Annotated in this window: 19 protein-coding genes (1 of these 19 running past the window's edge); 4 read left to right on the forward strand and 15 right to left on the reverse strand. The window is 70.5% G+C overall.

Annotation, left to right across the window (positions count from 1 at the left end):
* Positions 1-1,380, forward strand: partial view of a LysM peptidoglycan-binding domain-containing M23 family metallopeptidase gene (locus ACOOE8_RS11940; protein WP_420391680.1) — the 3' portion only. It extends 528 nt beyond the left edge of the window; only the last 1,380 of its 1,908 coding nucleotides appear in the window; the start codon falls outside the window, past its left edge; it ends in the stop codon at positions 1,378-1,380.
* Positions 1,381-1,404: 24 nt separating this feature from the next.
* On the opposite strand, the gene ACOOE8_RS11945 is transcribed toward ACOOE8_RS11940, so the two are convergent.
* Together ACOOE8_RS11945 and clpB are read right to left on the reverse strand one after the other, a co-directional pair.
* Entirely contained in the window at positions 1,405-1,806 is a 402-nt protein-coding gene (locus tag ACOOE8_RS11945; protein ID WP_420391681.1) for a hypothetical protein, read from the reverse strand.
* A gap of 706 nt (positions 1,807-2,512) precedes the next feature.
* Positions 2,513-5,110 (reverse strand): ATP-dependent chaperone ClpB, encoded by a 2,598-nt coding sequence (gene clpB / locus ACOOE8_RS11950; RefSeq protein ID WP_420391682.1) that lies wholly within the window; start codon positions 5,108-5,110, stop codon positions 2,513-2,515.
* A 257-nt stretch (positions 5,111-5,367) separates the two neighbouring features.
* Between clpB and ACOOE8_RS11955 the strand changes: the two genes are divergently transcribed.
* Complete coding sequence (locus tag ACOOE8_RS11955; protein ID WP_420391683.1) at positions 5,368-6,558, forward strand: sulfite oxidase; 1,191 nt, start codon at positions 5,368-5,370, stop codon at positions 6,556-6,558.
* Between the two features lie 131 nt (positions 6,559-6,689).
* The gene (locus tag ACOOE8_RS11960; RefSeq protein ID WP_420391684.1) at positions 6,690-6,929 is read left to right on the forward strand and encodes a c-type cytochrome; all 240 of its coding nucleotides are present in this window, start codon (positions 6,690-6,692) and stop codon (positions 6,927-6,929) included.
* A gap of 573 nt (positions 6,930-7,502) precedes the next feature.
* Here ACOOE8_RS11960 and ACOOE8_RS11965 read toward each other — a convergent pair.
* The 5 genes from ACOOE8_RS11965 to ACOOE8_RS11985 form a co-directional block, all read right to left on the reverse strand.
* Positions 7,503-8,276, reverse strand: a complete 774-nt coding sequence (locus tag ACOOE8_RS11965) for a DUF4167 domain-containing protein (RefSeq protein ID WP_420394697.1) — start codon at positions 8,274-8,276, stop codon at positions 7,503-7,505.
* Between the two features lie 441 nt (positions 8,277-8,717).
* The gene (prmC, locus tag ACOOE8_RS11970) at positions 8,718-9,605 is read right to left on the reverse strand and encodes a peptide chain release factor N(5)-glutamine methyltransferase (protein WP_420391685.1); all 888 of its coding nucleotides are present in this window, start codon (positions 9,603-9,605) and stop codon (positions 8,718-8,720) included.
* Positions 9,598-10,659 (reverse strand): peptide chain release factor 1, encoded by a 1,062-nt coding sequence (gene prfA / locus ACOOE8_RS11975; RefSeq protein WP_420391686.1) that lies wholly within the window; start codon positions 10,657-10,659, stop codon positions 9,598-9,600. The genes prmC and prfA overlap by 8 nt, the downstream gene beginning before the upstream one ends.
* A gap of 8 nt (positions 10,660-10,667) precedes the next feature.
* Positions 10,668-12,932: a phosphoenolpyruvate--protein phosphotransferase gene (gene ptsP / locus ACOOE8_RS11980; protein ID WP_420391687.1), complete on the reverse strand. Its 2,265-nt coding sequence runs from the start codon at positions 12,930-12,932 to the stop codon at positions 10,668-10,670.
* Positions 12,933-13,117: 185 nt separating this feature from the next.
* Positions 13,118-14,353, reverse strand: a complete 1,236-nt coding sequence (locus ACOOE8_RS11985; RefSeq protein ID WP_420391688.1) for an aspartate kinase — start codon at positions 14,351-14,353, stop codon at positions 13,118-13,120.
* A gap of 78 nt (positions 14,354-14,431) precedes the next feature.
* Here ACOOE8_RS11985 and ubiG point away from each other — a divergent pair, with 78 nt between their 5' ends.
* Complete coding sequence (gene ubiG / locus ACOOE8_RS11990) at positions 14,432-15,178, forward strand: bifunctional 2-polyprenyl-6-hydroxyphenol methylase/3-demethylubiquinol 3-O-methyltransferase UbiG (RefSeq protein WP_420391689.1); 747 nt, start codon at positions 14,432-14,434, stop codon at positions 15,176-15,178.
* Positions 15,179-15,184: 6 nt separating this feature from the next.
* Here ubiG and ACOOE8_RS11995 read toward each other — a convergent pair whose 3' ends face one another.
* The 8 genes from ACOOE8_RS11995 to ACOOE8_RS12030 form a co-directional block, all read right to left on the reverse strand.
* On the reverse strand, positions 15,185-16,174 hold the full coding sequence (locus ACOOE8_RS11995) for a sodium:calcium antiporter (protein WP_420391690.1): 990 nt from the start codon (positions 16,172-16,174) through the stop codon (positions 15,185-15,187).
* Positions 16,175-16,310: 136 nt separating this feature from the next.
* Positions 16,311-17,492, reverse strand: a complete 1,182-nt coding sequence (locus ACOOE8_RS12000; protein WP_420391691.1) for a pyridoxal phosphate-dependent aminotransferase — start codon at positions 17,490-17,492, stop codon at positions 16,311-16,313.
* 29 nt (positions 17,493-17,521) lie between these two features.
* The gene (locus ACOOE8_RS12005; RefSeq protein ID WP_420391692.1) at positions 17,522-18,439 is read right to left on the reverse strand and encodes a DMT family transporter; all 918 of its coding nucleotides are present in this window, start codon (positions 18,437-18,439) and stop codon (positions 17,522-17,524) included.
* Between the two features lies 1 nt (position 18,440).
* Positions 18,441-18,941 carry a MarR family winged helix-turn-helix transcriptional regulator gene (locus ACOOE8_RS12010; RefSeq protein ID WP_420391693.1) on the reverse strand — a complete coding sequence of 167 codons (501 nt, stop codon included), beginning with the start codon at positions 18,939-18,941 and terminating at the stop codon, positions 18,441-18,443.
* 171 nt (positions 18,942-19,112) lie between these two features.
* Positions 19,113-20,348 carry a cytosine deaminase gene (locus tag ACOOE8_RS12015; protein WP_420391694.1) on the reverse strand — a complete coding sequence of 412 codons (1,236 nt, stop codon included), beginning with the start codon at positions 20,346-20,348 and terminating at the stop codon, positions 19,113-19,115.
* Positions 20,345-21,172: an ABC transporter permease gene (locus ACOOE8_RS12020; RefSeq protein ID WP_420394698.1), complete on the reverse strand. Its 828-nt coding sequence runs from the start codon at positions 21,170-21,172 to the stop codon at positions 20,345-20,347. The genes ACOOE8_RS12015 and ACOOE8_RS12020 overlap by 4 nt, the downstream gene beginning before the upstream one ends.
* A 35-nt stretch (positions 21,173-21,207) precedes the next feature.
* Entirely contained in the window at positions 21,208-22,002 is a 795-nt protein-coding gene (locus ACOOE8_RS12025; protein ID WP_420391695.1) for an ABC transporter ATP-binding protein, read from the reverse strand.
* The gene (locus ACOOE8_RS12030) at positions 22,003-23,019 is read right to left on the reverse strand and encodes an ABC transporter substrate-binding protein (protein ID WP_420391696.1); all 1,017 of its coding nucleotides are present in this window, start codon (positions 23,017-23,019) and stop codon (positions 22,003-22,005) included.
* Positions 23,020-23,203: the final 184 nt, after the last annotated feature.

Raw genomic sequence — 23,203 nt, forward strand, 5'->3', positions numbered from 1 at the left:
GAGATCACGGTCTCAGTGTCCGCCTTTCCCCTCGACGGCGACGTGACCTTCGACGACGACCTCACGCTCCCCGACACCGAGGTCGAGCGCCAGCTGCGGGCGGAGGTCGATGCGACGGAGGAGGAGGATGAGGCCATCGAGGACGACGCGTTCCTCGCACCCTCGCACGACACCGCACCCAACGTCGTCGTCATCCCCGAGAACGTGTCCGAGCTCATCAAGACCGCGGACGGCGACGAGCGGCTCGAGGCGGACAGCGAGCTCGTCGAGCTCGTCCAACCCGGTGACACGTTGTCGAAGATCCTGGTGGGCAGCGGAGTGTCAGCCGACGACGTCGCCGCCATCGATGCGATCTTGGGTCGCCTCGGCCTCGCGACGCTGCGCCCCGGGCAGACGCTCAGCATCGCCTTCCAGCTCGACGAGGAGGGCGACGTCGCCCAGCGGCAGGCCGGCGCGCTTCTCGATCTACGACGCGCGCGCCCACGTCGCGACGGTCGCGATGACCGACGACGGGAGCTTCGTGCTGGGCGAGGCGCCTGGAGGTCCGCCGCCCGAGGTGGGCGACGTGCAGCTCGTCGCACCCAAGGAGCGGACCCCTGGCGATCTACGAGAGCCTCTCACCAGACGACGGTGGACCACGATCTGCCGGACCGCGTGCGCGACCTCCTCGTCGCGACGTTTGCCAACGAGGTCGACTACAACGCCCCGGTGCGCCCGGGCGACGCGCTGACGGTGCTGCATTCGGTGGAGAACGATGGTGGCCCCGCCGAGGTCCTGTTCGCGGCACTCACCGCGGCCGGCGTGGAGAAGAGGTTCTACCGCTTCAAGTCCGACGACGGCGCAGTGCACTACTACGACGAGGACGGACGGACCGGCGACAGGTTCCTCATGCGCAAGCCCATGGAGCGCGGCGTGTTCCGCTCCGGCTTCGGCATGCGGCGCCACCCCATCCTGCGACGCCAGCGGATGCACAAGGGCGTCGACTACGCCGCGCCGCGCGGCACCAAGATCTACGCCGCCGGCGACGGTGTCGTGCAGCAGGCTGGCTGGAAGGCGGGTTACGGGCGTTGGGTGTCCATCAAGCACCGCAACGGGTACGTGACGGGCTACGCGCATCAGTCGAGCATCGCCAATGGGATCACCCCCGGCACGAAGGTCAAGCAGGGGCAGGTGATCGGGTACGTCGGCTCGACGGGCTTCTCCACCGGGCCGCACCTGCACTACGAGGTGCACGTCAACGGCCGTCCGGTGAACCCGCTCAAGATCAGGCTGCGACGGGGGAAGGAGCTGTCCGGCGAGGCACTGAGCGAGTTCCGCTCCGAGCGCGATCGCATCGACGCCTTGCTCGCGGCGCAGAAGATCGAGGTGGCCGGGCGCTGACCGACCTCCGGCGCGTCGCTGCGGTCAGCCGAGCAGGCGTCGCGGCCGTCCGGGCGACGGGTGGGGCTCGGCGAGGCCTCGCTGGAGCGTGCCGAGCGTCGCGGCGACACCGTCGAACGCGACGATGAGCCCTGAGAGCACGCTCGCGGTCATCAGGACGGCCACCAAAGGGCCAGCGAACGCGGAGGTCGCGAAGGCGCTCGCACAGACGAGCCAGCCAAGCAGCGGCGCGGGCCGGACGGCGGAGGCGGTGCCGAGCGCAGCACATGCGAGGCACAGCGCGACGGGGAGCCAGGCAGGCAGCACGGACGTCGCGGGCGCAACGGCGTCGGTCAGCCCGGCACGTGCGAAGGGCGCGGAACACAACACCAAGAGGGCGGCCGCAGTGGCAGTCGCAACACCGATCAGCGCAGCTGTTCGCTTCATGGCCCAACTTTCCGTTGCAGCGAACGTGGTGCCACGACGGCGCGTAGGACGCAACGTCGTCATCAACGCTTCCTTAACGGTTGGTCAGGGCGCGTCGACGGGCAGGATCAGCGACGTCCCGTGCCCCGACGCTGGCACGTCTAGCGTGGGGCTGACAAACTTGAGCGGACGCCCGTGCGGCGTGTCTTTAGGCGAAGTGCTTTGGTCGCGCCGAAGGGGACAGGCGCTGTCACGTCGGGCAGCGCGGGACTGGACGCAGCCCGTCACGGCGCCGTTGTCGCCGGTCCGGCGAGACGTCCGAGGTTGTCGGCGGCGGCCATCATCGTGAAGGGGCGTCGGCCTCTCGCGGCCGTCGACCGCGGTCATCATTGTGAAGGCGGCGCCGGCCCTTCACGGTCGTGGACTTTGCGATAGAGCCTGGCGTCGGGGCCGGTGGTGGGCGCATGGGCCTCGTCGGGGCGCTTCCTGCCAAGGAAGTTCGCCTCGGCGTTGCGCCCGCCGCCTCCTGGTGGTCCTGCGGCCCCCGCTCCAGGAGCCGCACGGACGAGACCATTTCTCCGACCACTCCTCAGACCCACGCACCGCCAATCACCCCCACCCGCCCCGGACGAGGGAACCACGATCGGCTGGACGGGCGGCCCGACGTCTTCCGCAGCCTGCTGGAGCCCGGTGCGGCGGGTCGAGCCGCACCGGGCCCCGGGCTACGTCAGGCGGCCTGCGAGGCTGCGACCTCGGCGCGCTGGAAGATGAGCCGCTCGGCGGAGGGCGTCGCCACCACCGTGTCGCCGTCCTCCACGGTCCCCGACAGGATCGCCTCGGCGAGGGGATCCTGCACCTCCTTCTGGATCACGCGCTTCAGCGGTCGCGCGCCGTAGACCGGGTCGTAGCCGCGCTCGGCGAGCCACTCGCGCGCTGCCGTCGGCAGCTCGAGCGCGATCTTGCGCTCCGCGAGCAGGCGGTCGAGCCGCGCCAGCTGGATGTCGACGATCGCCGTCATCTGCGAACGCTTCAACCTGCCGAACAGCACGATCTCGTCGAGCCGGTTGAGGAACTCCGGCCGGAAGGTCGCGCGCACGAGATCCATCACCTGCGGGCGCACCGCCGCAACGTCGTCCCCCTCGCCCTGGGACGCGAGGAACTCGGCGCCGACGTTGGAGGTCATCACGATGATCGTGTTGCGGAAGTCCACCGTGCGTCCCTGACCATCGGTCAGCCGCCCGTCGTCGAGCACCTGCAACATGACGTTGAACACGTCCGGGTGCGCCTTCTCGATCTCGTCGAACAGGACGACCTGGTAGGGCCGGCGCCGCACCGCCTCGGTCAGCGCGCCGCCCTCCTCGTAGCCAACGTAGCCCGGGGGCGCGCCGATGAGCCGGGAGACCGCATGCTTCTCCATGTACTCGGACATGTCCATGCGCACCATCGCGGTGTCGTCGTCGAACAGGAACGCCGCCAGCGCCTTGGTGAGCTCGGTCTTGCCGACGCCCGTGGGGCCGAGGAACATGAACGAGCCGATGGGCCGGTTCGGGTCCTGCAGCCCGGCGCGCGAGCGCCGCACGGCGGACGACACCGCGTGCACCGCCTCGGCCTGGCCGACCACCCGGCGCTCCAGCGCCTCCTCCATGCGCATCAGCTTCTCGCGCTCGCCCTCCATCATCTTGTCGACGGGGATGCCGGTCCAGCGCGAGACGACCTGCGCGATGTGGCTTGTCGTCACCGCCTCCTCGACCATGCCGGCGCCCTCCGATCCCTCGGCATCGGCGATGCGTCGCTCGAGGGCCGGGATTACGCCGTAGGCGAGCTCGCCGGCCCGGGCGAGATCGCCCTTGCGCTGGGCCATCGCGAGCTCCTGACGCGCCTGGTCGAGCTGCGCCTTCACGTCCTGCGCGCCGGCGAGCTTGTCCTTCTCCGCGCGCCACCGCTGCGTCAACGCATCGGACCGCTCCTCAAGGTCGGCGAGCTCGCGCTCCAGCCGCTCGAGGCGGTCGCGCGAGGCGGCATCCTCCTCCTTGCGTAGGGCCTCGCGCTCGATCTTGAGCTGGACGATGCGCCGGTCGAGCTCGTCCAGCTTCTCGGGCTTGGAATCCACCTGCATCCTGAGCCGCGAGGCCGCCTCGTCGACGAGGTCGATGGCCTTGTCCGGCAGGAAGCGGTCGGCGATGTAACGGTTCGACAACGTCGCCGCCGACACGATCGCCGAGTCCGAGATGCGCACGCCGTGGTGCAGCTCGTACTTCTCTTTGAGGCCGCGCAGGATCGACACCGTGTCCTCGACGGTGGGCTCGTCCACGAACACGGGCTGGAAGCGACGGGCGAGCGCGGCGTCCTTCTCCACGTAGCGCCGGTACTCGTCGAGCGTGGTGGCGCCGACGCAGTGCAGCTCGCCGCGCGCGAGGGCGGGCTTCAACAGGTTGGAGGCGTCCATCGCGCCGTCGGTCTTGCCGGCACCCACGAGGGTGTGGACCTCGTCGATGAACAGCACGACCTCGCCGGACGCCTTGATCTCCGACAACACCGACTTCAGCCGCTCCTCGAACTCACCGCGGTACTTCGCGCCGGCGATGAGGGCGCCCATGTCGAGGGAGAGCAGCGTCCTGCCCTTCAGGCTCTCCGGCACGTCGCCGTTGACGATCCTGAGCGCCAGGCCCTCGGCGATGGCGGTCTTTCCGACGCCCGGCTCACCGATGAGGATGGGGTTGTTCTTGGTGCGCCGCGACAGGACCTGGATCGTGCGGCGGATCTCCTCGTCGCGGCCGATGACCGGGTCGAGCTTGCCCTCGCGCGCGTTCGCCGTGAGATCCTGCGTGTACCGCTTCAAGGCGTCATAGGCGCCCTCTGCGTTGGCGCTGTCGGCGGTGCGCCCCTTTCGCAGGTCCGCGATGGCGCCCTCGAGCGCCTTCGCCGTCAGCCCAGCGTCCTTCAGGATGCGGAAGCTCTCGGTGGACGGCTCGGAGGCGAGCGCCAGCAGCAGGCGCTCCACCGTGACGAACCGGTCGCCCGCCGCCTTCGCCAGCGCCTCGGCCTGCGTCAGCACCTTGACGGTGGCGGGCTGGAGGTGCAGCTGGCCGGCGCCCGAGCCCTCGACCTTGGGCAGCTTGGCAAGGGATCGCGTCACCGCCGCCTGCGCATCGCGCGGCCGAGCGCCGGCGGCGCTCAACAGGCCGGCGGCCAAGCCCTCCTCGTCGTCGAGCAGCGCCTTCAACACGTGCTCGGGGGTGAACTGCTGATGTCCGGCGCCGATCGCGTTCGTCTGCGCGGCCTGGATGAAGCCGCGGACGCGGTCGGATAGCTTCTCAACGTCCATGTGTCCTCCTGTCCGGCCGGCGGCGGCGTCGCCCGCGGGCCGTCGTGGATGGCGCGGCGCAACGTGCCACCGCGGGCGCCGCCGCAGCCGGCGCCGTGCGGGGAGATGGGAACGAGGGCGCGTCTTCGGTAGGCTTTCCTGCTCAAAGATCGAGCGGCCGGACCCCGTCGTGGATCGGGTTGCCTTCGGCTGCGTCGAACGGCAAAGCTGGAGCGGTGCGACGGTAGAGATCGCACGCAGGGAACGAGGACACGGCCATGGCACGCGGCATCTCTCTGAACCGACGGACCTTCCTCATCTCGACGTCGGGCGCCGCAGCCGGCGTTGCGGCGACCGGCCTCGCCGGGACCGGGGCGCACGCCCAAGACGGCGCATTGCCCGAATACGCGGCCTGGAAGGATCCTGACGCGCTCATCGTCCACACCGACCGCACGCTCGAGACCAGGCGCGAGGCCATCGGCGCGCCGCCGATCACCCCCGCCCGCGAGCTGTTCGTACGCAACAACCTGCCGACGCCGCCACTGTCGGCCACCGACGACCCGGACGTTTGGGAAATCGCCTTCGAGGGCGTCGCGAGCCCGGCGACGATGACGCTCGGCGAGCTGAAGCGGTACGGCGTGACGAGCACGCCCGCCGTCCTCCAGTGCTCCGGCAACGGGCGTGCGTTCTTCGACCACGAGGCGAGCGGAACCCAGTGGTCGGTGGGGGCGGCGGGCAACGTGGTGTGGACCGGCGTGCCCCTCGCGCGCGTCGTCGAGGCGATGGGCGGTGCGGCCGCCGAGGCACGCTTCCTCACCGGCACCGGCGGCGAGGATCTGCCGCCCGGCATCGACCCGCTGACGATCCTCGTCGAGCGCTCCGTGCCCATCGAGGCGCTGGACGACGCGCTCCTCGCCTACGAGATGAACGGCGAGCCGCTCCCCATCGCCCATGGTGGCCCCGTGCGCCTGGTCGTTCCGGGCTACTTCGGGGTCAACAACGTCAAGTACGTGCGGCGCATCGCGCTGACCCCTGCGGAGAGCGAGGCGAAGATCCAGCGCACCAGCTACAGGATCCGCCCGGTGGGCGTCGAAGGAGACCCGAGCCAGCCGTCCATGTGGACGATGACCGTGAAGTCGTGGATCACCGCGCCGCTCCACGAGCCGAGCTCCGGCGCCGTGGTCATCCAGGGCGTCGCCATGGGCGGTGCCTCCGCGCTGTCGTCGGTCGAGGTGTCCACGGACGGCGGCGAAACCTGGCAGGCGGCCGAGCTCACCGGACCCGACATGGGACGGTTCGCCTGGCGTCCGTTCGCGCTCGTGACCACCCTCGAACCCGGACGCTACACGGTGGCAAGCCGCGCGACCAACGCCGACGGCGACGAGCAGCCACGGGACTTCGACCCCAACGAACGCGGCTACGGGCACAACGGCTGGGACGCCCACGCCGTCGAGCTCACGGTTTCGTGAACTGTCCGAGGCACGCCGGGCGTTCGGCCGACGCAAGGCTCGGCGCGCTTGTGGCGGTCCTTCTGATCGTGCCGTGCGGGGCGGCCGCGGACGAGGGTCGGGCCGCTGAGGCGACAGCTGCTGGACGAGCGTTGTTCGTCGGCGGCGCGGAGCCCGCCTGCGGCATCTGCCACACGCTGAAGGACGCGGGGACCTCCGGCGAGGTCGGCCCCGCGCTCGACCCGCTGGCGCCGTCGGCGCGGCGGGTCGCTGCGGCCGTCACACAAGGCGTCGGTATCATGCCTGCCTACGCGGACGCGCTCGACGCGGAGGAGATCGACGCCATCGCGCGTTACGTGGCGACGGCGACCGGGGGCGAGGTCGACCTCTAGAGCGTGATGTGTTCACCATCTCAACGCTTCAACCGGACGACCCAGCGTTGACCACCGAAGGCTGCATCCGGAGCGCGTCCTGCCGGCCGAGATGAGCGTACCACGGCGCGAGCGCCCCAGCTTGTGGGCTACGCCGTTAGCCGATCAACCACCTCTGCTGCGGACGACGAGCCTCACCCATGACCGTGGTGCGCCGACTGGTAGGACAACGTTGTCCGTGCTCCGCGTCACCAGCCCGTGGGCGCATGCAACTCAGCGAAAGATCTTCGCCTCGACGCGCCTTTGGATCGGCCGCATCGGCCCCCTGGGGATTGCCGTTCCGCGGCTCCGAGTGCCGTCGTTGGGTTGGGATGGTCGAGTAAGGGCGTGCGGCCACGGGGCTGACGTCAGGACCGGCTGGCCGGGACCGGGCCCGAACACCGTGCCTCATCCAGATGGTGCGTCCGCCGCCGGCATCGGGGAGCGGATGAGGCAATCCTGCTCAACAGTGCGGCATCCACCGCATCTGAAGGGCGTAGTCAGGGCAGAACCAGTCCGCGCCTCGGCGCGTGCCGACCCGTCCCGCGCCGGTCGTCAGCTCGTGGGCTCCGTGGGTTCCGGCTCCGCGGGGCTCGATCCGCTCGCCTCGGAGGATGGCTCGGTGCGCCGGGTGCGGCTGCGCGTGCGCGTGGCAGTCCGGCGACGAGGCTTGGGCTTGCCGTCCTCGGCGGTGACCTCCGCCGCCGGCTCGCCGTCGGTCGCCATCGCGTCGGAGCTCGCGTCGTCAACCCGAGGCTGCGAAGCCTCCGAGCGCTCGTCCTCCTTGTGGAGACCGTTGGCTGCGGCGCTGGGCGCATGGCGGCTGCTCGCGGCCTCGGGGTCGCCCGCGGGACGCTCCACCTCCCCTCGGGTGGCCTCGCCGGCGTTCTCCTCCTGTCTGGCCCGATGGTGCGCGCCGTTGACCCGGATGGCGTGACGCACGCCCTCCTCCTCCTCGTCCTCGATCCCGTCGTACCCGTTGATGCTCGGCTGCTCTCCGCGCCCGCGATCGGAGTCCTGGCGGTACTCATCGAACCGCTGGCGTTCGTCGTCACGACGATCGCGCGGCGGCTGCCCGTTCTGCTCGTAGGCCGCGGCGACGATCCTGTAGTAGTGCTCGGCGTGCTGGAAGTAGTTTTCGGCCGTCACGCGATCGCCGGACGACTGAGCGTCCCGGGCGAGTTGGCTATACTTGTCGGCGACCTGCAGTGCAGACCCACGAATCTTTACGTCCGGACCGTTGGACTCGTAGGAGCGCGACAACGGGTTCCCGCCACCCTTGCTCCGGCTGCGGCCACGTAGACGCTTGCTCGAGTTGTTTGGTCTCATCAGCTCTCTCGAATGCGGGTTCACGCGACACCGCGAAGGGGCCTTCCGCACGATCGCCCGTGCAGCACCAAGGGCCGGCCGCACGATCGCCCGTGCGGCCAAGGGCCGGCCGCACGATCGCCCATGCTGCACCAAGGGCCGACCCATCCCGCTGGAGGGGAGCGACCCGCGACCCATCCGGCCCGGTTCGGAACGCCACAAGCGCAGCGCACCACACTTTCGCCCCCACGCGACGGCAACGCTCCATCTCGCGAAGCGTTCGCGTCCATCGCCGATGTGGCGTCAGTGATCACATCACCCCAGATGCGGGGAGGCACACGATACGGCTCCGCTGCGCCATCGCGCGAGAACCGATCGGCCGACACGGACACGTTAGCGGCTCGCTTCGGTCTTTCCAAGACTTAATTGCGCGTCCGACGTGCGAAGTTGCGATCCTGCGCCTCACCCATCCCCGCGACGCAGGGACATCGCCCGCGGCACGCCGTTCAGGTCGTTCGCCATGGACACCACTTCCAACCGATGGCGAGCCGCCTCGCCGGTCACCGCGTCGGCGGCGGCGGGGTCGATCTCCACTATCAGCGTTCCAGCTGGTGCGAGGATTGCCTCGGCGTGCGCGAACACGGTGCGATAGGCGTCGAGCCCGTCGGCGCCACCGTCGAGGGCGAGCCTTGGGTCGAACTCGCGCACCGTCCGGTCGAGCGTCGCGATCGTCCCCGTGGAGACGTAGGGCGGGTTCGAGACCACGAGGTCGAACCTGGCACCGAGCGCAGCCCCGAAGTTTGCAGCCACGAATGCCGCCCTCGCAGCGAGCCCGTGCCGCTCCGCGTTGCGCCGCGCCTGCACCAGGCAACCGAGCGAGATGTCGACGCCGACCCCGAAGGCTGCCGGGCGCTCGGTCAGGACGGCAAGCAAGATCGCGCCGCTGCCGACCCCGAGGTCGGCGATCGCCGCGGCGCGATCCGGCGGTTGCAGAACCGTCAACGCAAGCTCGACCACGGTCTCGGTCTCCGGGCGCGGCTCCAGCGTTGCATCCGAGACGCGCAGGTCGAGGGACCAGAACGCGCGGCGGCCCAGGATGCGTCCGATGGACCGCCCCGCCAGCCGCTCCCGGGCGCGCACCTCGAGCTCGCCGACGAGCGCCGCCGGTATCGCGAGGCGCGGGTTGGCTATGAGCTGCGCCGTCGTCACGTTCAGCGTCTCCACCACCAGGAGGCGCGCGTCGAGGTCGGGCGTGGCGAGCTTGGCCTCGCGGAAGGTGCGCTTCAGCGTCGTGTAGAGCGTGGCAAGGTCCGCCTCTCCGGCGAAGATCGGCAGCTCGGGCTCAGCCATCGGCCTCGGCCAAGAGCTGCGCCTGGTGCTCGGTGGCGAGCGCGTCGATCACTTCGTCGAGCGCCGTTCCGTCGAGCACCTCGGTCAGCTTGTAGAGCGTCAGGTTGATCCTGTGGTCCGTCACCCGGCCCTGGGGAAAGTTGTAGGTCCTGATGCGCTCGGAACGGTCGCCGGACCCCACCTGCGTCCTGCGGTCCGCCGCGCGCGCCTCGTCCGCGGCCTGCCGCGTGAGGTCGTAGAGCCTCGCGCGCAGGACCTCCATGGCACGCGCGCGGTTCTGGTGCTGCGACTTCTCCGACGAAGTGACGACGATGCCGGTGGGCAGGTGCGTGATGCGCACCGCCGAGTCGGTGGTGTTGACGTGCTGCCCCCCGGCCCCGGACGCCCGCATGGTGTCGATGCGGATGTCGGACGCGGGGATGTCGATGTCCACCTCCTCCGCCTCGGGCAGCACCGCGACGGTGGCGGCCGAGGTGTGGATGCGGCCGCTCGCCTCGGTCGCCGGCACGCGTTGCACGCGGTGCACGCCGGACTCCCACTTCAGCTTGGCGAACACGCCCCGCCCCCGCACGGCGGCGACGACCTCCTTGTAGCCGCCGGCGTCGCCCTCCGACAGGCTCATCACCTCGACGCGCCATGCGTTCGCGGCGGCGAAACGCTCGTACATGCGGAAGAGGTCGCCCGCGAAGAGCGCCGCCTCCTGGCCGCCGGTGCCGGCGCGGACCTCGAGGATGGCGCTCTTCTCGTCCGCCGCATCCTTCGGCAGCAGCGCGGCGCGCACCTCCTCCGACAGCTTGGCGATGAGGCCGACGAGGGCAGGCCGCTCCTCCTCGGCAAGGGCGGCGAGCTCGTCGTCGTCCGCGAGCATCTCGTCCACGCCGGCGAGCTCGCGCTCGGCCTCCCGCAGGGCGGCCACCGAGCGCACGAGGGGCTCGAGCTCGGCGTACTCGCGCGAGAGCTCGACGTACTCGTCCGCAGCCGGCCCCGCGGCCATGCGTTGCTCCAGGATGTTGAAGCGGTCGACCACCTCGTCGAGCCGCTGACGCAGCATCATCGACGGTCCTAAACCGGGATATCGTTCGCGTCCGCGAAGCGCGAGAGCATGTGACGGATGTCGTCGTTGCCGCGGCCAGGTTCAAGCCTCGGCCACAGCCGCGCGCGCAGCCGGCCGAGGTCGGTCGCGCGGATCGCGGCCTTGACGGGGCCGATGGCGGCCGGGGGCATCGAAAGCTCGGTGTAGCCGAGCCCGACGAGGCACAGCGCCTCCAGCGGCCGGCTCGCGCTGTCGCCGCACACGGTGACGGGCACGTTCGCCACGCGGCAGGCGTCGGCAATGCGCTTGAGGATCCGCACGAACGACTGGGAGAGCGTGTCGAAGCGCCCCGCCACGCGCACGTTGGAGCGGTCGGCGGCCATCGCGAATTGGTAGAGGTCGTTGGTGCCGACGGACACGAAGTCGGTCACGGCGAGCAGCTCCTCGAGCTCGAACAGCAGCGAGGGGGTCTCGACCATCGCACCGAGCTTCAGCGTGTCGGGCAGCCTGTGGCCGTGGCGGTGCAGGAAGCGCCGCTCGCGATCCACCAACGCGCGGGCAGCGTTGTACTCCGCCACGGTGGTCACCATCGGGAACATGAGCCTCAGCTCCCGCCCACCCGCGGCGACGAGGAGCGCGCGGATCTGCATGCGCAGGAGCCCGGGACGGTCGAGGCCGAGGCGCACGGCGCGCCAGCCCATGGCGGGGTTCTCCTCGTCGACCGTGCGCAGGTAGGGCAGCACCTTGTCGCCGCCGATGTCGAGGGAGCGGAACGTGACGGGACGGCCGCGCGCCTCCTCGTAGATCTTGCGGTAGAGCGCCTCCTGCTCGCGTCGGCGCGGCAGCGACGGCGACAGCATGAAGAGCACCTCGGTGCGGAACAGGCCGACGCCGGCCGCACCGGCCTCCGACAGGTGCGGCATGTCGGCGAGCATCCCGGCGTTGATTGACAGCGTCACCTCGGTGCCGTCGCGCGTCACCGCCGGAAGGTGTCGCAGCCTGCGGTACCGCGCCTGCCGTCGCGCCCTGAAGCGGACCTTCTCCGCGAACACGTTCTCCACGTCCGCCGACGGGCGGATGTGGACGTCGCCGCCGTCGGCGTCGACGATGATCGCCTCGCCCGACTCCACCATCGACGTGACGCCGGCCGCCTGTCCGATGGCGGGGATGCCGAGCGCCCGCGCCATGAGGACGACGTGGGAGGCGGGGGTGCCCTCCTCCATGACGAGGCCACGGATCCTGGTGCGTTCGTAGTCGAGGAGCTCGGCCGCCCCCATGGAGCGCGCGACGATGATCGCATCACCGGTCACCTGCGCGAGCGAGGTGGACGTCCGGCCCATGAGCTCACGCAGCAGGCGGTTCGCGATGTCGTCGAGGTCGTGCAGGCGCTCGCGCACCATGCGGTCGGTGGAGCGCAGGAGTCGAGCGCGGTTGTCGGACTGGACGCGCTCCACCGCCGCCTCTGCGGTCAGGCCGGAGCGGACCACGTCGGCCATCTTGCGGGACCAGCCGCGGTCCTGGGCGATCATCAGGAACGCCTCCAGGACGTCGCGGGGCGCGGCCTGGGCCTGCAGATCGTCGCGCGCAAGGTGGGCGACGAGGTTGCCGCGGATCTTGTCGAGGGCGGTTTCCAGCCGGTTGAGCTCGTGCTCCACGTCCTCGGTCAGGAGCTGCGTGACGACGACGCGCGGCTCGTGCAGCACCGCGCGTCCGAGTCCGACACCCTCGCACAGGGACACGCCGGAGACGTGGAGCTGGCGCTTGATGTCGAGGGCAGCGCGCTCCTTGGAGATGGTGTCGAGGTCGCCGGTGCCGGCGATCTCGGCGATCACCATCGCGGTGGTCTGCAGCGCCTCGACCTCCTCGTTGTCGTAGCGCTTGGGCGCGCGGTTCTGCACGGTGAGGACGCCGAGCATGCGCCCCGAGCGCAGGACCGGCACGCCGAGGAAGGTGTTGTAGTCCTCCTCACCGGTCTCCGGGAGGTAGGCGAAGGACGGGTGGGCGCGCGGGTTGGTGATGTTGAGCGGCTGCGCGGTCTTGGCGACGCGGCCCACGAGGCCCTCACCGATCTTGAGGCCCGCCTGGTGCACCGCCGCCCGGTTGAGCCCGTGCGTGGCGTAGAGCTCCAGCACGCCGTCGGCGCGCAGCACGTAAAGCGAGGAGACCTCGGCGACCATGTTGTCGGCGATGATGCGCGTGATGCGGTCGAGCCGTTCCTGCGCCGGCATCGGCGCGGCCATCACCGCGTGGAGGTGTTTGATGAGCTGACGCGGGCCGGCGAGCGTGTCGCGCATCGGTCCTCCCCAGGGCGTCGGGTCGCAACGCCGCGGCCGCCGCGCCGTCGTCCCGGACGAGACCGTTCCCAAATGCTACGAAGGGATGGGCGTGTCTACAACCCTTGGGCGCTGGCCGCACCGACCCTCTCGTTCCCTGCGACGTAGCGGCAGCGGACCGGCCCCGAACGCGGCAAGCCTCCGGCTCACGGCGTCTTGTCGAGGCCGTAGACCGCATGCAGCGTGCGCACCGCGAGCTCGGTGTAGGCGGCGTCGATCAGCACGGAGATCTTGATCTCGCTCGTCGTGATGGCGCGGATGTTGATCGCCCGCTCGGCCAGCGCCTTGAACGCCGTCGCGGCGACGCCGGCGTGGGAGCGCATGCCGATGCCGATCACCGACACCTTCACCACGTCGGTGTCCCCGAGGAGCTTGCCGAAGCCGAGCGTTCCGCGCTGGGCCTCCACCACCGCCATCGCCCGCTCGAAGTCGGACTGTGGGACGGTGAAGGTGATGTCGGTGGCCGAGCCGTCCTCGGAGATGTTCTGGACGATCATGTCGACGACGATGCTCGCCTCGGCGAGGGGGCCGAACACGGCGTAGGCGACACCTGGAGCGTCCGGGACGTCGCGCAGGGTGACCTGCGCCTCGTCCCGTGCGTAGGCGATGGAGGTGACGGTTTCCTGTTCCATGGCGTCGATCTCGGCGGTGATGAGCGTGCCGACGGGCGGCCTCGCGGGGTCGGCGAAGCTGGAGCACACCATCACGGGCACGTCGTGCACCATGGCGAGCTCGACGGCGCGAACGTGCAGCACCTTGGCGCCCAGCGAGGCCATCTCCAGCATCTCCTCGTGGGAGACGCGCGGCAGGCGTCGTGCGGTGCGCACGATCCGCGGGTCGGTGGTGTAGACCCCGTCGACGTCGGTGTAGATGTCGCAGCGGTCGGCGTGCAGCGCCGCAGCGACCGCCACGGCCGTGGTGTCCGACCCGCCCCGGCCGAGGGTCGTGATCCGGTTCAGCGACGACAGCCCCTGAAAGCCCGCGATCACCGCCACTTGCCCCTGGGACAGCCGGTCCGACAGGACATCGGTGCCGATGGCCTCGACCCGCGCCGCGCCGTGGGCGTCGTCGGTGCGCATGGGGATCTGCCAGCCCTGCCACGATCGGGCGTCGATGCCCATCGCCTGGAGGACGATGGCGAGGAGGCCCGACGTGACGTTCTCGCCGGACGAGACCACGGCGTCGTACTCGCGCGCGTCGTGGATGGTCGCGGCCTCGCGGCACAGGGCGACCAGGCGGTTCGTCTCCCCCGCCATCGCCGAGACCACCACCGCGACCTCGTTGCCGGCCGCGGTCTCGCGCTGGACGTGGCGGGCGACGTTGCGGATGCGGTCGAGGTCGGCGACGGAGGTGCCGCCGAACTTCATGACGATGCGGGCCATCGGCCACCGTGCGGGAGTTGCGTTCGGGTGGGGAGCCGCTAGCTAGCAGGCGATCCGCCGAGCAACAATGGCCACCCGATGACGACGACGATCGACGCCGCCGAGGTCGACAAGTTCGACCGCCTCGCCGCCGAGTGGTGGAACCCGCGCGGCAAGTTCAAGCCGCTGCACAAGTTCAACCCCGTGCGGCTCGCCTACCTGCGGCAGACGCTGTGCCGCCACTTCGACCGCGACGCGCGCGCCGAGACGCCGCTCTCCGGGCTGCGCGTGCTCGACATCGGCTGCGGCGGCGGCCTGTTGTCCGAGCCCCTGGCGCGGATCGGGGCCGCCGTCGTGGGGGCGGACGCCGCGCCGACCAACGTCGAGGTCGCCCGGCTGCACGCCGCCCAGTCCGGCGTCGCCGTGGACTACCGCGCCACCACCGCCGAGGCGCTGGCCGGCGAGGGCGAGACGTTCGACGCGGTGCTCGCCATGGAGGTCGTCGAGCACGTCGCCGACGTGGAGGCGTTCGTGGCGGCGTGCGCCACCATGGTCCGGCCGGGCGGGCTCACGGTGTTCGCCACGATCAACCGCACGCTGAAGGCGTACGCGCTCGCCATCGTCGGCGCCGAGTACGTGCTGCGCTGGCTGCCCAAGGGGACGCACGAGTACAGCAAGCTCGTGCGGCCGGGCGAGCTGGAGCGCGCCTTCGCCGACAACGGCCTCGCGTCCCGCCAGCCCGTCGGCGTCACCTACAACCCGCTGCGCGACGAGTGGGCGCTCTCCCAGGACACGGACGTCAACTACATGATCCTCGCGATCCGTCCTGCGCACTCGGTGGTGTGAACCGCGTCATGCGCCGAACGCGACGAAGGCCACCACGCCCGAGCTGATCCACAGCGCGAGCAGCAGCACGCTCTCGAGCCCGATGTTGGCGAACCCGGTACGTTGACGGCGGATGAGGCCGAGGAGCAGGACGCCGGTCATCAGGATGCCGACGAGCGCCCAATACTGGGAGCCGGGACCGATCGCGTTGTAGATCGAGCCGTCGCGGTAGGCTGTGTCCGACAGCGACAGGAACAGGACGTCGAACATGTTGCCGCCGATGATGCCGCCCACGGCGAGCTGCAGCGCTCCGCGGCGTACCGCGGCGAGCGTGGTGACAAGCTCCGGCAGCGAGGTCGCCGTTGCCGTCAGAAGTGCGCCGACGACCGTTGAAGACAGGCCCGTGGCGGCAGCGATGGACGCCCCGGTGACAGCGATGGCATAGCCGGCGACGCCGACGAGGAGGACGAGCGCTCCGAAGCTCGCCGCCAAGCGGACGAGGGAGCCTGCAGCCTCGCTCTCAGCCTCAGGCTTGTCCTCGCGGGTGAGCGAGGTCCGACGGGGCAGCCACATGGGCTGCTTGCGATCTTGGCGCGCCATGGCGACCCCGGCGACGTAGACGAGGACGAGGACAAGGCTTGCCGGATGGATGCCGATGACCGTCACCTCGGGCAGGAGGCCGGCCAAAAGGGGGATGGTCAGGAGCACCATCAGCGTCGTCGCCTGCGTGAGGTTCGCCGCCTCCGCCGCGGCGTGCTCGAGGTTGGCGCGGCGCCAGACGCAATCGGCGACCGCGAGGAACGCGGTCTGCGCCGCGATCCCGCCGAGCGCGTTGCTGTAGGCAAGGTCGACGTCGCCGGTCGCCGCGGCGGTGATCGAGTTGATCGCCCCCGACGCCGACGTCGTCGCGCCGAGGAGGACCGCCACCGCCTCGCCGAGCCCGGTGCGGTCGGCAAGGACGTCGGCGAGGCGTGCCAATCGCGCGCCGGCGAGGAGGATGACGACCTGCGAGGGCAAATCCGATGATCGCAGGGGCGAGGGACAGCTCGGGCAAGTCCGCCTCGCTCAGCAACGGCGATGGGGGAAGCAGCGGCCGGAACGATCGTTCCCGCCGCCCGTCCGCCCGTCCCGCCGGAGTTCGGCGACCGGCTGATCAGGCGGCGGCGCGGCTCCTGAGGAAGCCGTCGACGCGGTCCATCGCCTCGAGGATGCGGTCCTTGGAGGCGGCGTAGGAGACGCGCACGTAGCCCTCGCCGAGCGTGCCGAAGTCGGGCCCGCCGATCAGCGCGACGCCGGTGTCGGCCAACAGCGCGTCCGCCAGCGGCTTCGCCGCCCAACCGGTGTCCGCGACGTTGGGAAAGGCATAGAACGCGCCCTTCGGCGTCCGGCAGGTCACGCCGGGCAGCGCATTGAGCCGTTCGACCACCGTCCGGCGGCGCTCGTCGAAGGCGGCGACCATGCGCTCGACGTCGTCCTGTGGCCCGGTGAGCGCCGCGACGCCGGCGTGCTGCGTCGGCGCGTTGACGCAGGACCAGGCGTTGACCGCGAGCTTGCGCGCCTTGTCGATGAGCGAGCGCGGCCATAGCGACCAGCCGAGCCGCCAGCCGGTCATCGCGTAAGTCTTGGAGAAGCCGTCCAGCAGGATGAGGCGGTCGCGCAGGCCCGGGAAGGCGCCGAGCGAGGCGTGCGGCAGCCCATCGTACGTCATGCGGCCGTAAATCTCGTCGGACAGGACCGCGACGGTCGGGTGCCGCTCGAGGATCCGCACCAGTCGCTCCACGTCCGCGGGCGGGGTCACGCCGCCGGTGGGGTTCGCCGGCGAGTTGACGATGACGAGGCGCGTGCGCTCGCTCATACGCGCTTCGACGTCGTCCGGATCGAACGCGAAGTCGTTGTCCTCGCGGATCGGCAGCGGCACCGGGGTCGCCCCGGTGTACTCGATCATCGAGCGGTAGATCGGGAAGCCGGGGTCCGGGTAAAGGATCTCGGCGCCCGGCACGCCGAACATCAGGATGGCGGCGTACATCGTCACCTTGCCGCCGGGAACGACGAGGACGTCGTCAGGGCTCGTCTCCACCCCGGTTCGGGCGAGGATGTCCGCGGCGATCGCCTCGCGCAGCGCGGGGATGCCGGTCGCTGGCGTGTACCCGTGATGGCCGTCGCGCAGCGCCTTCACCGCCGCCTCGACGATGTGCGATGGCGTCGGGAAGTCCGGCTGGCCGATGCCGAGGTTGATCACGTCGCGGCCCTGCGCGGCGAGCGCGTTCGCCCTGGCGAGGACGGCGAACGCGTTCTCCTCGCCGATCCGGTCGAACGCCGGCACCGTGGTCAGCATGGGGTCCCCTTCACTGTCGCAGCCCGGTCTCAGCGGATGACGGGGTCGCGGCTGGCGACCGCATGCGCACGGACCCGTTCGCGGTGCAGGATGTAGAGCCCCGCGCCGGCGATGATGAGCGTGCCGGCGATCGTCCATGCATCGGGGACCTGGTGGAAGATCGCGTAGCCGAACAGGATCATCCAGATCATCTGCGTGTAGATGAAGGGCGTCAGCGTCGAGGCGTTGGCGATCCGGTGCGCGACGGTGAGCGCGTAATGCCCGGTGGCGCCGAACGCGCCCATCAGGAGGGCGAGGAGCCACTGCCAGCCCTCGAGCGCTGCGACGGCACCTGGCGCCACGGGCAGCAGCACCACGACGCCGACGATCGCCGACAGCATCAGCATGTTGAGCGAGGACTCGGTGCGGTGCATGCGCCGGGTGAGGACGGCGTAGAACGCGTAGCAAGCCATGCCGCACACCGACAAGCCTGCCGCCCAGTGCATGGCGTCCGTGCCCGGTCGCAAAACCACGAGGACGCCGACGAAGCCGACGACCACGGCCGCCCAGCGCCGCACACCCACCGGCTCGCCGAGGAGGGGCCCCGCGAGCGCGGTGACGAGGAGCGGCGCGGCGAACATGATCGCACTCGTCTCCGCAAGCTGCAGGTACTGCAGCGCCCAGAAGTTGAAGAAGGTCGAGCCGAGCAGGGTCAGCCCGCGCAGCACCTGCATGAACGGATGCTGGGTACGGAACGGCGACAGGTCGCGCCACACGCGCAGGAACAGCATCAGGAGAAGGACGTGGGTGGCGTAGCGCAGCCATACGATGTGGACGGACGCCATGGTGGCGCCGAGCCACTTCGCCGTCGCGTCGAGGCACGCGAACATGGACACGGCGAACATCATGAGGAGGATGCCGCGCAGGGTATCGCCGGCGGCGTCCGCAGTCGCGGCGGGGCTCGTCACCTCAGGCCGGCGTTCTCTCGAGGTCCTCGTCGTCGTCGAGGTCGTCGTCGAGGTCGTTCGACGGGGAGCCGTTGGCGGACAACAGGTTCTTCTCCATGCGGCGCAGGAGCTTGCGCACGCGCTTCCTGTCCCTGTCGTCGAAGCCGGCAAGCGCCTCCTTCTCGAGCCGCTTCCAAAGCTTGTCGACGTCGCCGATGAGGGCGCGGCCGGGCTCGGTCAGGAACACGCGGGCGAGGCGGCCGTCCTGCTCGGAGGTTTGGCGCACCACGAAGCCGTAGGTGGCGAGGCGCGTCACCATCTTCGTCACGGTCGGCGGCTGGACGCCGAGCTCGGCGGCGAGCGCCGACATCGTTCGGCCGTCCGCCTCGGCGAGCGCCTTCAACACCACCTCCTGCCCGGGATGGAGGCCGAGCGACGACAGGTGCGTCCCCGCGCGGGCGCGCTGAGCCTTCGCGGCCCTGGCGAGCCGGTGGGTCGCTGACTTGGCGTGGTCGAACGGCATGGTGCCCTCGTCGGCACGCGCGGAGCGGGCAGCATGCGCGCCTCGTTCGCATACGACCCGACGTACGCAACATCAAGGCCACGCCGCACAACGGTCCGCCGGCGGCGCGACCCGCGGGCGATGGACGTGCCGGGCGACGAGGGGGCGTCGACCTAGGGGCGGCGAGGTCCCTCAGTCGAGCTCGCGGTAGTCGGGCGGGCGGGCGTTGATCACCGTGCCGCCGCGTACCACGACGCGGTCCGTCTGGGGACGTGCGAGGAGCTCGGTCCACGAGCGGGCGCTGAACAGGACCAAGTCGGCTGGCGCACCAGGTGCGAGGCGGTCGCGGTCGGCAAGCCCCATGATGGCCGCGGGCGTCGCGGAGACCGCGCGCGGCCAATCGCCCACCGGATGATCGAGGTGGAGGATGCGCGTCGCCTCGCGCCACACCTCCATCATGTCGAGGTCGCCGTAGGCGTAGAACGGATCGCGCGTGTTGTCGGAGGCGAAGGCGACGGAGGTGCCTCGCACCCTCATCTCGTGCACCAGCGTGCCGCCGCGGATGCGCGGGGTGCGCCCGGCGTGCCGGTCCTGGAGGTAAAGGTTGCACATGGGGAGCGACACGACCGCGAGCCGCGCCTCGGCCACCGCGTCCAGCGTACGATCGGCCTCTGCCTCGTCCATCGTCATCAGCGAGCAGCAATGACCGCAGGTAGCCGTGCCGGCGAAGGGCAGCGCGGTCACCGCGCGTGCCACCATGGCGAGGCAGTTGCTGCTTGGATCCAGCGTCTCATCCACGTGGAAGTCGATGTCGAGCCCGCGGTCCTCGGCCTCGGCGAGCAGCGCTTCCACCTTCCGTTGCGTGACCGGCGAGGGGTGGAGCGCCGCGCCGACGATCCCGCCGTGGCCGGTCACCTTGTCGAACAGGGCGGTGGGGTCGTCGGGAACGTCCTCAATGGCCATCAGGCTGGACGCTTGGAGCGTCATGCGGTCCCGCCACCGCTCCTTCGCCTCGGCGAAGACGGGCCAGGAGATGTCGTCCTGCGGCGGGGAGGAGTCGATGTGCGTGCGGATCGCGGCGGTCCCGTGGGCGTAGGCGGTCCGCAGCGCGAACTCCATTCGCCGGGCGACGTCGGCGCCGGACCAGTGCGTGCTCCGGTCCGTGCGCACCGCGCCGAGCGCGCCGGCGATGGTGCCGTCAGGGTTCGGCGTCCGCGGCCAGATGTGCCCCTTGTCGAGGTGGGTGTGCATGTCGACGAACGCCGGGACGACGATGCCCGCCTTACAATCGCGTGCCCCGATGGGGCTGCCGCCCGCGGGCTGCACCGAGGCGATCCGCGTCCCGTCGATGGCGATGTCGAACAGCGCGAGGTCCTCGCCCGGCGGCTCCTGCACCGCGGCGGGAAGGGCCGCGTTCACCAGCCTCACCGCCGGTGCTCCAGCGCGCTCTCGTGCCAACGGCCGAGCACAAGGTTGGAGACGATGCTGAGGATCACGTAGATCACGATGCCGGACGTCGAGACGAGGACGAGCGAGGCGAAGAGCCGGGGTATCTTGAGCTGGTAGCCCGCCTCGATGATGCGCGTCGCGAGCCCGGAGCCGAAGCCGGACGCACCGGCGACGAACTCGGCCACCACCGCGCCGATGAGCGCGAGCCCGCCGGAGATCCTGAGGCCCCCTAGGAAGTAGGGCATCGCCGACGGGAGCTGGAGGTGCCGCAAGGTCTGCCAACGCGACGCGCCGTACAGCCGGCAGAGATCGCGCAGTTTGTGATCGGCGGAGTTCAGCCCCAGCGTCGTGTTCGACAGGATCGGGAAGAACGCGACGATCCATGCGCAGAGGAGGATCTTCGCGGTGTCGTTGCCGACGTAGATGTTGATGAGCGGGAACACGGCGACGATGGGCGTCACCTGCAGGACGACCGCGATGGGGAAGAACGAGTACTCGGCGATGCGCGACTGCGTCAGCGCGACGGACAGCGCGACGCCGCCGACGACCGCCAGCGCCAGCGCCAGCAGCGTGACGGTGAGCGTGCCGACCAGCGAGGGACCGAGGAGCGACCAGTCCGCCACCAGCGCTTCCGCGACGTTCATCGGGCTCGGCAGGATGTAAGGGGGAATGTCGTTGACGACGACGAGGGCCTGCCACAGCGCCACCGCGGCGAGGAGGACGGCCATGGGCAACACGATGCGCAGCGCACGCTCGCGCCGCCGCCGACGCGCAGGAAGGTCCGGCGTCGCGCTCCCGTGCACGCTCGCCGGCGCGTCCACGAGCCCCGCCTCGACGCTCACGCCTCGCCCATCGCTGCGGCGAGCGCCTCCGACGTGCGTCGCGCGAGGGCCGCGTACGCCGGGGTCAGGCGAAAGTCGGCCGAGCGCGGCGATGGCTCGTCGACGTCGATCACCGTGGCGACCCGGCCCGGACGGCGCGTCATCACGGCGATGCGGGTCGACAGGTACACCGACTCGAACACCGAGTGCGTGACGAACACGATCGTCCATCCGCGGGACGACCACAGCGCGAGCAGGTCGTCGTTCAGCTTGAAGCGGGTGATCTCGTCGAGCGCGGCGAACGGCTCGTCCAACAGGAGCACCGCGGGGTCGGTGGCGAGCGCGCGGGCGATGGAGACGCGCATCTTCATTCCCCCGGACAGTTCGCGCGGGAAGGCGCGGGCGAAGTCCGCGAGGCCGACGCTCTCCAACGCCTCCTCCACGCGCGGCGTCGCGGCGCGGCGACCGACGCCCTTCAGCCGCAGGGGGAGCCACACGTTCTCGAACACGCGCGCCCAGGGCATCAACGTGGGCTCCTGGAACACGAAGCCGACGTCCGGACGGGCCCCCGCGCCCGCCCACGCGATGCGCCCGCTGGTCGGCGCGTCGAGCCCTGAGATCAGCCGCAGGATCGTCGACTTGCCGCAGCCGGACGGCCCGAGCAGCGCGAGGAACTCTCCGCGCTGTACGGCGAGGTCGACGCCGGCGATCGCCTCGGTGCCGTTCTCGAACGTCTTGCCGACGCCGGCCAGCGTGACGATCGCCTCGGTCGCGGATCCGGTCGGCGCCTCGAGGTTCGACGCGACCTCCACCTATTGCGTCAGCTCCGCCTTGCGGTCGAGCCCGACCCCATCGTTGACGAACTCGAGGGTGTGCATGTCGGAGAGCTCGATGTCCTCGGGGGCTACGCCGGCGGCGACCATCTTGTCATGGAAGCTGCGGATGCGCTCCTCGGTCATCGCGCCGATGCCAAGCTCCAGCGCGTCCGCGGAGTCGACGATGCCGTACTCCTTCAGCTTCGCGATGGAGTAGTCGAGCTGCGCCTGCGTCATGTCGGGGTTCTCCTTCAGGATCAGCGCGTTGCCTGCCGAGGGGTCGCCGTAGAGGTAGTTCACCCAGCCGAGCGCCGAGCCCTCGACGAAGCAGCGCACCGCGTCGGGCATCGTCTCGATGGTCTCGTCCATGGCCTCGACGGTGGTGGAGTAGGTGTCGAAGCCATGATCGGCGAGCAGGAAGATGTTGGGCGTGAAGCCCCCGGCCCGTTCGATGGCGAACGGCTCGCTCGTCACGTAGCCCTGCTGGCCGGAGCGCTTGTCGGCGAGGAACGGCGCAGGGTTGAACGTGTAGGGTTGGCGCTGCCCAGGAGTGAAGCCGTGGGCGTCGATGAGCCACTGGTAGAACGTCTGGTAGCCGTTCTCGCCGATGAACAGCTCGATGTCCTTCAAGCTCTCGAAGGTGTCGAGGCCCTGGCCCGGATGGGTCATGAGGACCTGCGGCTCCTTCTGGAAGTGCGCGGCGACGACCTTGAGCGGGATGCCCTCCGCCACTGCGTTGAATGCCTGCAGGAGGTTGCCGCCCATGTGGAAGTCGATGCGGCCGGCGAGGAGTAGGGCGCGGTTGTTCACCTGTGGCCCGCCCGGCACGATGGTGACGTCGAGCCCACAGGCCTCGTAAGTGCCGTCCGCCAACGCCTGGTAGTACCCGCCGTGCTCGGCCTGGGGCAGCCAGTTGGTGCCGAAGGTGACGGGCGTCAGCTCCTGCGCCACTGCGGGCAAGGCGAGTGCGACGCTGGCCGCCGCAGTGCAAGCAATGTCCTTCCATCGAACCATGACGAACTCCCCCACTCCACGCCGCATGGTTAGCATTGCTCCCGTGCGGTGCAACGTTGCGCAAAGGTTACAGCAACGTCCGTGCCACCCCGGCGGCCGTGCCCAGGCGCCCGCCACAGTCGTCTAGGCAACAAGGCTTGCAACGCCGGGTTGCTCGCGCGCCCTCGCGCGGCTAAGTCCCGGT

The organism is Acuticoccus sp. (genome assembly GCF_965213555.1).
Classification (GTDB): domain Bacteria; phylum Pseudomonadota; class Alphaproteobacteria; order Rhizobiales; family Amorphaceae; genus Acuticoccus.

Coding starts and splice junctions, on each gene's coding strand:
- ACOOE8_RS11985 (WP_420391688.1), bottom strand. CDS start 14,353: ATGGCCCGCATCGTCATGAAGTTCGGCGGCACCTCCGTCGCCGACCTC.
- ubiG (WP_420391689.1), top strand. CDS start 14,432: ATGACGACGACGATCGACGCCGCCGAGGTCGACAAGTTCGACCGCCTC.
- prfA (WP_420391686.1), bottom strand. CDS start 10,659: ATGATGCTGCGTCAGCGGCTCGACGAGGTGGTCGACCGCTTCAACATC.
- prmC (WP_420391685.1), bottom strand. CDS start 9,605: ATGGCTGAGCCCGAGCTGCCGATCTTCGCCGGAGAGGCGGACCTTGCC.
- ACOOE8_RS12000 (WP_420391691.1), bottom strand. CDS start 17,492: ATGCTGACCACGGTGCCGGCGTTCGACCGGATCGGCGAGGAGAACGCG.
- ACOOE8_RS12030 (WP_420391696.1), bottom strand. CDS start 23,019: ATGGTTCGATGGAAGGACATTGCTTGCACTGCGGCGGCCAGCGTCGCA.
- ACOOE8_RS11965 (WP_420394697.1), bottom strand. CDS start 8,276: ATGAGACCAAACAACTCGAGCAAGCGTCTACGTGGCCGCAGCCGGAGC.
- ACOOE8_RS12010 (WP_420391693.1), bottom strand. CDS start 18,941: ATGCCGTTCGACCACGCCAAGTCAGCGACCCACCGGCTCGCCAGGGCC.
- ACOOE8_RS11945 (WP_420391681.1), bottom strand. CDS start 1,806: ATGAAGCGAACAGCTGCGCTGATCGGTGTTGCGACTGCCACTGCGGCC.
- ACOOE8_RS11955 (WP_420391683.1), top strand. CDS start 5,368: ATGGCACGCGGCATCTCTCTGAACCGACGGACCTTCCTCATCTCGACG.
- ptsP (WP_420391687.1), bottom strand. CDS start 12,932: ATGCGCGACACGCTCGCCGGCCCGCGTCAGCTCATCAAACACCTCCAC.
- clpB (WP_420391682.1), bottom strand. CDS start 5,110: ATGGACGTTGAGAAGCTATCCGACCGCGTCCGCGGCTTCATCCAGGCC.